We start from the raw sequence: 12,867 nt of genomic DNA, 5'->3' as shown, positions 1-12,867 counted from the left end.
TTCAGAGAGCCGCGCGTACGGCCGATACCAGCGCTTCTATTCCCCCGCCGCCGCGCTTCAAGTGGACACGCAGCACGCGACGTCCGCGTTCGGCCAGAACATCGGTATCGCCGCGTGCCTGCGCGATCTGAACGGTGCCGAAGCTCGCCTTGCGGCCGGGGACCGCAAGGTCCGGGTCCGGATCGCGGGTGATCGTGAGGAACACGCCGCTGTTCGGTCCGCCCTTATAGGCCTGCCCGGTCGAGTGGAGAAAGCGCGGGCCAAAGCCGACGACGGTAGCAGCGCGCGTCGCCTCGCGCACGGAGACCCGCATTGCGGTCAGCGCCGCGGCATCGGCCTCGTCGCGCTCGATATAGGCGAGGAAGCCGGCATAATCGCCCGGAACCAGCGCCGCGAAATGATCGCGAAGGAGGCTCGCAGGGCTGCCGGAGAGCGACTGCCCCTTGGCGGCATACAGTGCGAAGTCGGCATTTTCGGCAATAGGCTGTTCGGGATCGAGCGCCCCCGACGCTTCATAGGCATCCACCAGTTTGCGGGTGGCTACCTTCGCATCTTCGACATCCGGCTGATCGAACGGATCGATACCGATGACGGCGCCGGCGATTGCCGTGGCGACTTCCCAGCGGACGAATTCCTGTCCTATAAGCTGCGGCGTATCCAGCGTGATCCGCACGACCGGATGGCCGGCAGCGGCGAGGGCATCGAGCGTAGCCGCATCGTCCGCCGCCTGGTCTCCGGCGAGCGCGAACTGCACGAACAGGCGATCCTCGCCATAGCTATCCGGCGCGCCCAGCGGCTCCAGGTCGACAGGAACGATGCCCTTGCCCTGCTTGCCGGTCGATTCCGCCAGCAACTGCTCCAACCATGCGCCCAAGGGGGCGAGGGGAGGCGCGGCGAGAATCGTCACCTTGTCGCGGCCGGCATGAGCAGCCTCGCCAAGCAGGATCCCCAATCGTATCCCGGGATTGGCGGCCGGTGGTACATCCGCGCCGCATGCATAGACCATCGGCGCGATCGCGTCGAAAAAGGCGGGGACATCGAGGCCCATGGCGGCGGCTGGCACCATACCAAAGACCGACAGCACCGAATATCGCCCGCCGATTGCCGGGTCGCCGGGGAAGGTTGCGAGGAAGCTATCGGACGCAGCGGTCGCTTCCAGCTTCGATCCGGGATCGGTCACGGCGACGAAGTGCGCGCCTTTCTGCCCGCTTGCTGCGAAGAAATAGGCGCGGAGCAGTTCGGGTTCGAGCGTCGACCCCGACTTGGACGAGACAATGAACAGCGTTTGTGTGGCGTCGATCTGCGACTCCACGGCAGCGATCTGGCCAGGGTCGGTCGTGTCGAGGACATGCAGCTTCGGGCTGCCGGCTGCATTGCCGAGGATCAGCGCGAGCACTTCGGGTCCGAGGCTCGATCCACCCATGCCCAGCAACACCATATCGGGGAAGGCCTTGGCCTTCTCGCCCAGTTGCTGGAGCGTCGCCATGTCAACCTGCTCGCCCCGGGCGGCAGCCAGCCAACCAAGCCACTTGGCTTCGTCCTTGCCCGTCCACAGGGTCGCATCGTGCTGCCAGAGGCGCCGCGACCAAGCATCGGCGCGCGCCGTTTCGATCCGCTGCTCGACGGGTTTCGCCAGTGCCTCCGGGAGTTGAGCATCGAAGCTGTTCAGTCGCTTGCCGAGATGCGCGGTACGCTTCGCCGCGACAGCCCCCAGCAACGCATCGGCGGCATCGCCAAACTGTTGCACGCCGTCCCGTACCAGTGCGCGGGTCACCTCCTCCAGGCCGAGACCCAACCGGTCGGCTTCGGCGAGCACGTGGCGTGCCGCGTCCAGGTCATCGGTGAGGGTGTCCGCGACGGTACCATGGTCGCGATACGCATCCATGGTTTTGGGTGGCATGGTGTTGACCGTATCCGGCCCGATCAGCGTGTCGACATAGAGCGTGTCCGGATATGCAGGGTCCTTTACGCCGGTCGAGGCCCAAAGCAGCCGCTGAGCCATCGCGCCCTTGGCGGCGAGCGCCTGCCAGCGCGGGCTGGCTATCAGCTCAAGATACCAGGCATAAGCCAACTTCGCGTTGGCGATGGCGACCTTGCCGCGCAGCGCCTTGAGCGCCGCGCTTTCAGGGTCTCCCGCGGAAACGCGTGCATCGATCTTCTTGTCGATCTGGATGTCGATGCGGCTGACGAAGAAGCTGGCCACACTCGCGATCCGATCGATCGGCTCGCCGCGGGCGACACGCGCTTCCAGCCCACCCAGATAGGCTTCGGCGACCGCCTGATAGCTTTCCTGCGAAAACAGCAGCGTGACGTTGATGTTGATCCCGTCTTCGATCAGCTGCCGGATGGCGGGGGCGCCCGCTTCGGTGCCGGGGACCTTCACCATGAGGTTGGGCTCATTGACATGCGCCCAGAGCCGACGGCCCTCCTCGATCGTCGTCTGGGTGCCGTTGGCAAGATAAGGGGATACTTCCAGGCTGACATAGCCGTCGCGGCCGCCGAGCCGGTCGTACACCGGCCGCAGGTCGGCAGCCGCCGCCTTGATGTCGGCGATGGCCTGGCTTTCATACACGTCCTGCACGCTCGCGTCGCCGGTACCGAGGAAGCCCTCAAAGCCTTCGTCATACGCCGCGCCGTGGCCCATGGCCTTCTCGAAGATGGAGGGGTTCGAGGTAACGCCGGTCAAACCGTCCTGTTCGATGAGCTTGCGCAGCCCCCCCTCGCGCAGGAAGCTGCGATCGACGAAGTCGAGCCAGACTGCCTGGCCGGCCTCGTGTAACTGCTTGAGTTTGTTCCCGGCGCTCACTTGGCCTGCTCCATCACGTCGCGCGCGACCTTCATCACGTTGTCGACGGTGAAGCCGTATTTCTCTTGCAGTTTGGCAAGCGGCGCGGAGGCGCCGAAGGTCGACATGGTGATGGTCGCTCCGTAGCTGGTGACGTAGCGGTCCCAGCCCATCGATCCGGCCTGCTCGACCGCCACCCGCGCCATAACGCCGGGCGGCAGGACCGACTCGCGATAGGCGCGGTCCTGCTTCTCGAACAGATACCAGCTGGGCAGCGAAACGACGCGCGAGCGCACCCCTTCGGCCGTCAGCCTTTCATGCGCCTCCACGACCATCGGCAATTCCGAGCCTGTGCCGATCAGGATAACCTCGGGCGCGCCGCCTTCCGCGTCGGCAAGTATATAGCCACCACGCTCAAGCCCATCGGCCGAGGCATATTTGCTGCGATCTAGCGTCGGAATCGCCTGGCGCGAAAGGATCAGCGCGGTCGGCTCTTGGCTGTGCTCCAGCGCAACCCTCCACGCGACGGCAACTTCGTTGGCGTCACCCGGGCGGATGGTGTCGAGGCCGGGAATGGCACGAAGGGTGGCGAGATGCTCGATCGGTTGGTGGGTCGGTCCGTCCTCGCCGACGCCGATGGAATCGTGCGTGAACACGAATACCACGGGCAGCTCCATGATCGCCGCAAGGCGGATCGGCGCGCGCATATAGTCGGCAAACACCAGGAAGGTAGCCGTGTACGGACGCAAATAGCTGAGTGCCATGCCGTTGGCGATCGAGCCCATGGCATGTTCGCGCACGCCGAAATGCAGGTTCTTGCCGCCGTAATTGCCTGCCTCGAAGGAATCCGCGCCCTTGATGTCGGTCTTGGTCGAGGGCGAGAGGTCGGCGGCGCCGCCGAGCAGGGCAGGGAGATGCGGCGCAACTGCATTGATCACCTTGCCGCTGCTGTCCCGCGAGGCCAGGCCTTTGGCGTCGGCATCGAAGCTCGGGATGGCCTGCTGCCAGCCATTATGCAGTTTGCCGCGCCGCAACTCATCGATTTCGGCCGCCTCTTGCGGAAATGCCGTGCGGTATCGCGCGAAGAGTGCCTCCCATTCTTCGCGCGCCGGCTTGCCACGGTCCGCGACCGCCCCGCCGAAGCGCTCTGCGACGCCGTCTGGGACCAGAAACTGCGCATCCTCGGGCCAGCCATAGGCCTTCTTGGTCGCGCGGACATTATCCTCGCCAAGCGCCTCGCCATGCGCTTTCTCGCTGCCGGCGCGCGGCGACCCCCAGCCGATCACGGAATGAACGATGATGAAGGTCGGCGCGTCGTTGGTCGCGCGAAATGTCTCAAGCGCCTGTGCCAGGGCCTCGATGTCGTTCGCATCATCCACGTGCAGGACGTTCCAGCCATAGGCTTGGAATCGCTGACCGACATCCTCATCGAAAGCGAGATCGGTGCTGCCTTCGATCGAGATATGATTGCTGTCGTAGATCCAGCAAAGGTTCGACAACTTCAAATGGCCGGCGATGGATGCCGCCTCTCCGGAAACACCCTCCATCATATCGCCATCGCCACACAGGACGTAGACGTCGTGGTGGAACAGGTCGAACCCGTCTCGATTGTAACGCGCACCAAGCGCGCGCTCGGCCACAGCCATGCCGACGGAGTTGCCGCAACCCTGGCCCAGGGGGCCGGTCGTGGTTTCGACGCCTGTGGTCATGCGATATTCGGGATGTCCGGGCGTCTTGGACGAAAGTTGCCGGAACTGCTTGATATCGTCCAGGCTTACTGCCGGTTTACCGGTCGGTTGGCCATCCGCATCGATCTCGCGCACGCCAGCGAGGTGCAGCACGGCATATAGCAGCATCGAGGCGTGGCCGACCGACAGGACGAAGCGATCGCGATTGGGCCAATCCGGCGCCGTGGGATCGTAACGAAGGAAGCGGCTCCACACGGTATGGGCAACCGGCGCCAGCGCCATGGGGGTGCCGGGGTGACCGCTATTGGCCTTCTGCACCGCATCCATGGCCAAGGTGCGGATAGTGTCGATGGCGAGGCGATCGGGCGAGCCGTCTTCGCGGGCGTTCTGGTCGAGTTCGGGCATGGGTCAAGCAACTCCGTTCGTTGCAGTGCAACGGGTGGGCGCGAAAATGGCTGCGAATTTATTCATCTATCGGTCGCTCCTCACGGATCACTCCATCTGGTTCCGCGAGATACAGGGCGTCGATTTCGGTGAGAAACAGCCCATGCCCGAGAGCACCCGGGATCGATGAGAGGGTACGGGCAAGTGCTGCTGCGTCTCGAATTTCTCCGAAGTCCGCATCGAGAATCCGATGGCCGGAATCCGTAATGAAAGGCGTATCCCCAGCTATCCGCAAAGAGGCAGCGCCGCCCAGGCGCGCAATCTCGGCCGTGACCAGGCCCTGGGCGGCTGCGAGCACCTCGATGGGCACCGGGCGCGTGCCGAGCCGCGCAACCCGCTTCGAAGCATCTGCAACGGCGATGTTGCGGCGCGCGAGGGTGGCGACGACCTTCTCCAGCAGCATCGCGCCGCCGCCGCCCTTGATCGCTCGAAACCCTGAGTCAATTTCGTCAACGCCGTCGATGCAGACGTCGATGGACGTCAGCGCATCCGGCGCCAGCAGGGGGATGCGCAAGTCCTGTGCCGCGATCCAGGTTGCGCGCGAAGTCGGCACTCCGGTGATTCGCAATCCTTGCGCTACCCGCGCGCCCAGCAGTCGCAGGACATGCGCCGCGGTGCTGCCGGTGCCAAGGCCGACGATCATCCCATCCCGCACCTCCGCGATGGCGGCAGCAGCGGCTGCGTGTTTCAAATGCTCGACATCGGGTGGTGGGACCATGGCCGTCGAACGGTAGAGCAGCGCGCCCGTTCCGCCTGCTATACGCGAGTGTACCGTGCTGCTCGTGTAGAGCGCTGCGCGAAAGGCGATGGGCGACAGCGTTAGGCTGCCCGTCCGGTGCAGCGATCAGTCCGCGTCGGCGTCGACCACGCCCGAGCGATAGGTCTGGATCGGCGCCTTGATCCAGGCTTCCTCGCGGAACCACTTAGTGATGATATACTTGGTGCCCTCGACGACGCGCATGCCTTCATGCAGCGTATCGTAATTCGGGCTGCCATCCGGGAGCATGTTGTTCCAGATCACGAGTAACCCGCGCTTCGGCTTGAAGCGAATGCCGGCGCGCGGAAACCAGGTGGCGCCGCCTTCTTCGACATCGTTGAGATAGGCCATGGCCGTCCAGGTGCGCTGGCCGCCCGTTTCCAGCATCTTGTCCCAATAGCCGCTGTCTTCGTGGAAATAGTCGCAATGGGCGCGGAACTGCTGGTTGGGGGCGTAGCGCTGGCCTTGCATGGTTTCGGCATTTTCCACCGGGATGCCCAGCAGATCGGCAATGCGATTGTCGATCGCCTGCACGTCTGGCGACCAGCGATACAGGTCCGAACTGTGGCTGGTGCGGTAATCGGGATCATCGGTCGCCGCGAGGAGCGTCGAAGGGCGGGCATTGCTGTCGATAAGCCCGATCAGCAGATCGCAATCCGCATCGCTGAAAAAACCGGGATAGGTGTAGACTTGCGCCAGATCCACCTTGGCGCGGCGCACATCGGGATGGGCATCCAGTCGCGCCGCCACGTCCAAACCGATCTGGGCCCGCCGCGCGGAGGGCGACCCCTTGCTGTTGCCGTTCGTCTTGCTCACCCGAAAACTCTTTGCCGGGCAGCGGCGCGATTGCAAGACCAAGCGCGGACAAGAAAGAAGCCGGCATCGCTGCCGGCTCCAGGTGCGTGCAGTCGTGCGACCGTGCGAACGAGTTACCAGAAGATGCCGTGGATCACGTCGACCACTTCACCGGTGTCGACGTCGACCAGCAGGGCGTCGTCATAGTAGCGGACCCACCGATAGGGGCCCCAGACTTCAGGCAGGCGATAGGAATAGGGGTCGCTGATCCAATATTGTTGGGCGAACAGGAACGTATCGAGGCGGTAGCCGATCGAGAAGCGACGATAGCCGTAGCTCCAGCGCGCGGGCGGGTAATAGCGCGGCAGGCGGTACAGGCCGCGATTATAGTCGCGATAGCTTCGCCAGTCGTAGCGCTGATCGTGGCGCCAGCCATTGTTCCACACGCCGCGGTCGCCGCGCCAGCGATCGCCGCGATCCCAGTCTCGGCGGTCGTTCCAGCGGTGGTCGCCATCGCGGCGTCCCCAGTCGCGGCCGTTGTTCCACTGCGCACGGGAGCGATCGTCCCAGCGGCGGTCCTGCCACCCCTGGTTGCTGCGGATGTCGCCGCGGTTCTGCCAGTCCTGTCGCTGTCCGCCGCGCCAGTCGCGCTGCGGCTGCACCGCAGGCGGGCCGCCCTGCGGCTGCTGGAACCCGGGGCGGGGTTGGCCATCGGGGCGACGCCAGTCGCCGCGATCCTGCGCGCGAGGGCCGCCCTGCCACCCTTGCGCGCCATCGGGCCGCTGCCAAGCGCCGCGATCCTGCTGCTGGAGTTGTTGCGGCTGCGGTGTGCCCTGGGGGCGCTGCCAGCCGGGGCCTCCTTGTGTCCGCTGCCCGCCATCACGATCCTGCGCCTGGGGCTGTCCGCCACCCCAGCGCGGACCATCGCCGCGCGGGCCCTCGGGCCGACTCCAGCCGCCGCGATGCTCGCCGCGCTCCTGCGCAAGCGCGGCGGCGGGGACCAGCGCAGCCGCGGCCGCAACGGCCGCCATCAGCATCCTTTTCATTGAACCATTCTCCGGCGGCAACGGCCAATCGCCTTGCCGATGCTGCACTGGTACGCGATGGATACTGAGCAGCTTCTGAATTGCGCCGTCAGCAGATTGAAAGAATTCATTCTTCTTGGGCGGGGTCTCCGCGCGCGATGCGGGCGGCGTCCTGGATCGCGGCAACCAGACGCGGATAAATACCGCAGCGGCAGATATTGGGAATGCCATCGCGAATATCTTCCTCGGACGGATTGCGATTGGTCCGGATCAACACCGAAGCCGCCATCACCATTCCGGGTATGCAATAGCCGCATTGTACGAGATTGGCTGCGAGGAAGGCTTGCTGCACCGGGTGGCTGCGATCGGACGACAGGCCCTCGATCGTGGTGACGAAGGTGCCTTCGATCGCGCCGATCGTCTCGCGGCACGCGAGACGCGCCGCACCGTCGATATCCACGGTACAGGCGCCGCAATCGCCGGTGCCGCAGCCATATTTCGTCCCGGTGAGGTTGGACGCATCCCGCAGCGCCCAGAGCAACGGTGTCTGCGGATCCATATCATACTGGACCGGCTGGTTGTTGACGGTGAACCGAGTCATCCCGCGACCCTAGCGGGAAACGACGGGTTTCCGAAACCGGCATTGTCGGCGCGCCGTGCGGGCGCGACATTCCCCCGATGACCTTGCCCACGCTCTTCGTGCCCCATGGCGGCGGCCCCTGCTTCTTCATGGATCCAGCAGGCGGCCCTGCTGATCCGATGTGGCAGCCGATGCAGGCATATCTTGCAGGGCTGATCGAACGCCTGCCGCAGCGACCACGAGCGATCCTGCTGGTGTCCGGGCATTGGGAGGAGCCCGACGTTACCGTGCATGTCGGAGCAGGGCAGCCGCTGCTGTTCGACTATTACGGCTTCCCCGAACACACGTATCATCTGCGTTGGGATGCTCCCGGCGCGCCAGAGGTAGCGTTGCGGGCAAAGGCGCTGCTCGACACCGCAGGCTTCCCGACGGGAGTCGAACGCGAGCGTGGCTGGGATCACGGCGTTTTCATCCCGATGAAGGTCGCGGTGCCTGAAGCCGATATTCCGCTGACGCAATTGTCGTTGCGGGCGGACCTCAATCCCGCAGCTCATGTCGCAATCGGCAAGGCGCTGGCACCGTTGCGCGACGAGGGCGTGCTGATCGTCGGCTCCGGCATGAGCTTCCACAATCTGCGCGTCCGCGGGCCGCAGGCGACGCCCGGTGCCGATGCATGGGACGAGGCACTGGTCGAGGCCGCCACGGACCCCGATCCCCTGCGTCGGGAAGCCCGAATCATCGCATGGCGGGACCTGCCCTATGCCGAATTCGCGCATCCCCGCGAGGAGCACCTCTTGCCACTGATGGTCGCGCTCGGCGCGGGCGGCGACGGCCCTGCCATCTGCGACTATCGCGATCACGTCTTCGGGTGGGCGGTGAGCGGCTTCCGCTTCGGCTAATCGCGCCAGCTGCGGTCGATCCGGTCGACCAGCCTGACCATCGCCGCGAAGTCCGCAGCACCCGGGCCGCCGGGGACCTGCGCGATGTGGACGTCGCGTTGGTGGACGGAGACCACTTCCGGCGAAATCTCGATCGGCTGGCCCATGCTCATCGTTGCGACCTGGATTTCGCAGGCGCGCTGCAATGCCCAGTGCTTGACGAACGCCTCGGGCAGGGTGCGCCCCATGGCGAGGATGCCGTGGTTGCGGAGCAGCATCACGCGCTTGTCCCCCAAATGGGCCAGCAAGCGTTCGCCTTCCTCGTCGCGCACGGTGACGCCTTCGAAATCATGGTAGGCGATTTGGCCGATGAAGTTGCACGCGTAGAAATTGGTCGGCCGCAGCCCGCCTTCCAACGATGCGACCGCCATACCGGCAGTGGTGTGGCTGTGCATGATGCAATGCGCGTCGGGCAGGTGCCGGTGGAATAGCGAGTGCTGAACGAAGCCGGCGCGGTTCACCGGATAGGGCGAGTCGTCGAGCTTGTTGCCGTCGATGTCGATCTTGACGAGGTTCGATGCCTTCACTTCGCTGAAGTGCAGCCCGAAGGGATTGATGAGAAAGGCGCCTTCCTGGTCCGGCAGCTTCACCGTGATGTGGTTGTAGATCATCTCGGACCAGCCGAGCATGTCGAACACGCGGTAGCAGGCGGCGAGCTGTTGGCGCGCCTCCCATTCGGCGTCGCTGGCCTGAGACGTGGGGGCGAGCGCGGTTGCCATGACACCTCTCCAAATTTCTGTTTTCGAGCTTTGGGTATGCCATGAAGCGGGGAAGCCCCGCAAGCATCAGCGGAAACCGTAGGGCACCGCCCGCCGGCGATCGGGGTCGATCTCGATCATCGATCCGGCGGGCGGGAAGGCGCGCTGGTCGCAGTCGAGGCGCGGGCAGATGCGGCACGAGGCGCCAATCGGCGTCGCGGCGCCGCCGGTTCGCAGCGCGTCGGCATAGACGAAGTCCGCGGCATGCGTCTCCTCGCACCCCAGCGCCACCGCATAGCGACGGGGCGGGCGGCTGAAACTACCCGAGGGCTTCACCAGCCCTTTGGCCATCGAGACATAGCGGGTGCCGTCCGGCATCTCGGCGAGCTGGACCAGAATGCGATCGGGAATCGCCACAGCCTCATGCACGATCCACAGCGGACAGGCACCGCCGAGTGCCGCAAATTGCAGTCGGGTGGCTGAGTGGCGCTTGGTGATGTTGCCCGCCATGTCGACCCGGCAGAAGAACACCGGCAGCCCTTGCGCCCCGGGGCGCTGGAGCGTCGAAAGCCGATGGCACGCCTGTTCGAAGCTCACCGCGAAGCGCTGACGGAGGCGATCGATATCATGGCGAACTTCGTAGGCCGCTGCACGAAAGCGGCCATAGGGCATCAGCAGCGCCCCCGCCGCGTAATTGGCGAGGCCGACGCTCAGCAGTTCGCGTGCGGCCGGTGAGGCGAGCCCGGCGCGGTCGATCACCAGCCGCATCTCGTTGGCGAATTCGTAGCGTACCAGTCGGTGGGCGAGCAGGAAGGCGCGGCTTTCCGGTGGCAGAGCGTGGTTGAGCGCCAAGGTACGCGCGTTTTCGTCGAACCGGCTAAGCTCGCTGCCGTCGCCCTGCGCACCGATGACCCGGACCCCGTGCCAAAGCCGCAGCCGGTCCTCGAAGGCGCGCACCACATTGTCGTCGTCGAGTGCGAGGGCATCGGCGAGCAGCTCGGCCGATCGATCGATCGCGTCGATGTAATTGCCTTCGGCCTGAAACCAGTCGCGCACCTCCTCCCAAGGCAGCGGCGCGGCGTCGCCCGAGCCGGTATCGAACCGGTCGTCGAGCACGCGAAGCTGCTCCTGGCTTCGGCGATAGGCGTCGTGCAGTGCCACCATCCTTCGGGCGAGCAGGGGCTGCTGTTCGATGCCGCGGCGGATATCGGCCTCGTCGATCCGGTCGGCGCCCACGCTGCTGTCGGTCGCCGCGTCGATCGCGCGGAGCAGCGCGGCGGTCCCGCCCTCGCCGTTGATCTCGGCCGCCTCCACCGGGAATTCGCGGGCGAGCGCCAGCAGCACCCCGTCGGTGATCGGCCGGTCGTTGTTCTCGATCTGCGAGAGATAGGAGACGGAGATGCCCAGCCGCTGCGCCATCCCGGCCTGGGGGATGCTCAGGCGGCGGCGCAACTCGCGCAGCCGAAAGCCTTCGAACAGGCGGCGGCGGGGCGGGGGCGGAAGCTGGGTAGTCATGGGTTCGCATAGTCTGCAAACCGCTGCCCCGCAACTTTGCAACATTGCATTTGCGAGTGTCCCATGGCCCGGTGCACAAGCCGCGTTCACGGAGAGAATGCCGATGTCGTCGACGATCGAGGAACTGGAACGCCGTCGTGCCGCTGCCCGTTTGGGCGGCGGCCAGAAGCGGATCGACGCTCAGCACGCCAAGGGAAAGCTGACGGCGCGCGAGCGGCTTGAGGTGCTGCTAGACCAAGGCAGCTTCGAGGAGCTCGACATGTATGTCGAGCACAACTGCACCGATTTCGGCATGCAGGATCAAGTTATCCCCGGCGACGGCGTGGTCACGGGGTCGGGCACGATCAACGGTCGCCTCGTCTTCGTATTCAGCCAGGATTTCACCGTGTTCGGCGGCTCGCTTTCAGAGCGGCATGCGCAGAAGATCTGCAAGATCATGGACATGGCGATGAAGGTCGGCGCGCCCGTGATCGGCCTCAACGACAGCGGCGGCGCGCGGATTCAGGAGGGCGTCGCGTCGCTCGGCGGCTATGCCGAGGTGTTCCAGCGCAACGTGCTGGCCTCGGGCGTGGTGCCCCAGCTTTCGCTCATCATGGGGCCGTGCGCCGGCGGCGCGGTCTACAGCCCCGCAATGACGGACTTCATCTTCATGGTGAAGGATTCGTCCTATATGTTCGTCACCGGCCCGGATGTAGTGAAGACCGTTACCAACGAGATCGTCACGCAGGAGGAGCTGGGTGGAGCGGTGACGCATACCACGAAGTCGGGGGTCGCTGACGTCGCCTTCGAGAACGATATCGAGGTGCTGCTCGCGGCCCGCGACTTCGTGGACTTCCTTCCGGCCTCGAACCGCGAGGCCCCGCCCGAGCGGCCCTGCGACGATCCCTGGGATCGCATCGACGAGAGCCTAGACACACTGATACCGCCCAACGCCAACCAGCCGTACGACATGCACGAGCTGATCCGGAAGACTCTGGACGAGGGCGAGTTTTTCGAGCTGCAGCCCGCGCATGCCGGTAACATCCTGATCGGTTTCGGCCGAATGGAGGGGCGCACGGTGGGCGTGGTGGCCAACCAGCCGATGGTGCTGGCGGGCTGCCTCGATATCAATGCTTCCAAGAAGGCTGCACGCTTCGTTCGATTCTGCGACGCGTTCGAGATCCCGATCGTCACCTTCGTCGACGTACCCGGTTTCCTGCCCGGTGTCGGCCAGGAGCATTCGGGCATCATCAAGCATGGCGCCAAACTGCTCTTCGCCTATGCGGAAGCCACGGTCCCGAAGATCACCGTGATCACCCGCAAGGCCTATGGCGGCGCCTATGACGTCATGGCGTCCAAGCATCTGCGCGGCGACCTCAACTATGCCTGGCCGACCGCCGAGATTGCGGTGATGGGGGCCAAGGGCGCGGTGGAGATCATCTTCCGGGGGCGTACACCGGAGGAGATCGCCGAGCGCACCGCCGAGTACGAGGCGCGCTTCGCCAACCCGTTCGTGGCGGCGAGCAAGGGCTTTGTCGACGAGGTAATCATGCCGCACTCGACGCGGCGGCGGATCGCGCTGGGCTTGCGCAAGCTGCGGAACAAGCAGCTCGAAAACCCCTGGAAGAAGCACGACAACATCCCGCTGTGACGCGGCACTGAT

At 65.3% G+C, this 12,867-nt stretch carries 10 protein-coding genes; 2 read left to right on the top strand and 8 right to left on the bottom strand.

The genetic code is table 11. From position 1 onward, the window contains the following. Position 1 precedes the first annotated feature (1 nt). From A7X12_RS17915 to A7X12_RS17890, 6 genes are all read right to left on the bottom strand, one after another. Positions 2 to 2,806, bottom strand: coding sequence for a bifunctional transaldolase/phosoglucose isomerase (locus A7X12_RS17915; RefSeq protein WP_064312804.1), 2,805 nt, complete (start codon positions 2,804 to 2,806; stop codon positions 2 to 4). Beyond that, entirely contained in the window at positions 2,803 to 4,878 is a 2,076-nt protein-coding gene (gene tkt, locus A7X12_RS17910; protein WP_064312803.1) for a transketolase, read from the bottom strand. Before tkt ends, A7X12_RS17915 begins: the two co-directional genes overlap by 4 nt. A 58-nt stretch (positions 4,879 to 4,936) precedes the next feature. Continuing rightward, positions 4,937 to 5,635 carry a ribose-5-phosphate isomerase RpiA gene (gene rpiA, locus A7X12_RS17905; protein ID WP_064312802.1) on the bottom strand — a complete coding sequence of 233 codons (699 nt, stop codon included), beginning with the start codon at positions 5,633 to 5,635 and terminating at the stop codon, positions 4,937 to 4,939. A gap of 126 nt (positions 5,636 to 5,761) precedes the next feature. Then, on the bottom strand, positions 5,762 to 6,490 hold the full coding sequence (locus A7X12_RS17900; RefSeq protein ID WP_064312801.1) for a 2OG-Fe(II) oxygenase: 729 nt from the start codon (positions 6,488 to 6,490) through the stop codon (positions 5,762 to 5,764). Positions 6,491 to 6,603: 113 nt separating this feature from the next. Beyond that, positions 6,604 to 7,500 (bottom strand): RcnB family protein, encoded by an 897-nt coding sequence (locus A7X12_RS17895; protein WP_332308560.1) that lies wholly within the window; start codon positions 7,498 to 7,500, stop codon positions 6,604 to 6,606. Between the two features lie 121 nt (positions 7,501 to 7,621). Then, complete coding sequence (locus A7X12_RS17890; RefSeq protein WP_064312800.1) at positions 7,622 to 8,095, bottom strand: (2Fe-2S)-binding protein; 474 nt, start codon at positions 8,093 to 8,095, stop codon at positions 7,622 to 7,624. A 77-nt stretch (positions 8,096 to 8,172) separates the two neighbouring features. On the opposite strand from A7X12_RS17890, the gene A7X12_RS17885 reads away from it, so the two are divergent. After that, the gene (locus tag A7X12_RS17885; protein ID WP_064312799.1) at positions 8,173 to 8,973 is read left to right on the top strand and encodes a DODA-type extradiol aromatic ring-opening family dioxygenase; all 801 of its coding nucleotides are present in this window, start codon (positions 8,173 to 8,175) and stop codon (positions 8,971 to 8,973) included. Here the strand turns inward: A7X12_RS17885 and A7X12_RS17880 are convergent. Further along, complete coding sequence (locus tag A7X12_RS17880; protein ID WP_064312798.1) at positions 8,970 to 9,731, bottom strand: class II aldolase/adducin family protein; 762 nt, start codon at positions 9,729 to 9,731, stop codon at positions 8,970 to 8,972. The two genes, A7X12_RS17885 and A7X12_RS17880, sit on opposite strands and share 4 nt — an antisense overlap. Positions 9,732 to 9,797: 66 nt before the next feature. After that, positions 9,798 to 11,225 carry a helix-turn-helix domain-containing protein gene (locus A7X12_RS17875; protein ID WP_064312797.1) on the bottom strand — a complete coding sequence of 476 codons (1,428 nt, stop codon included), beginning with the start codon at positions 11,223 to 11,225 and terminating at the stop codon, positions 9,798 to 9,800. Between the two features lie 103 nt (positions 11,226 to 11,328). Between A7X12_RS17875 and A7X12_RS17870 the strand changes: the two genes are divergently transcribed. Next, complete coding sequence (locus A7X12_RS17870; RefSeq protein WP_064313051.1) at positions 11,329 to 12,855, top strand: acyl-CoA carboxylase subunit beta; 1,527 nt, start codon at positions 11,329 to 11,331, stop codon at positions 12,853 to 12,855. Positions 12,856 to 12,867 lie beyond the last annotated feature (12 nt).

The organism is Sphingomonas sp. TDK1, assembly GCF_001650735.1.
Taxonomy (GTDB): domain Bacteria; phylum Pseudomonadota; class Alphaproteobacteria; order Sphingomonadales; family Sphingomonadaceae; genus Sphingomonas.
Note: the sequence above shows the minus strand (reverse complement) of the source record. Positions and strands in the feature narration are given on the sequence as shown.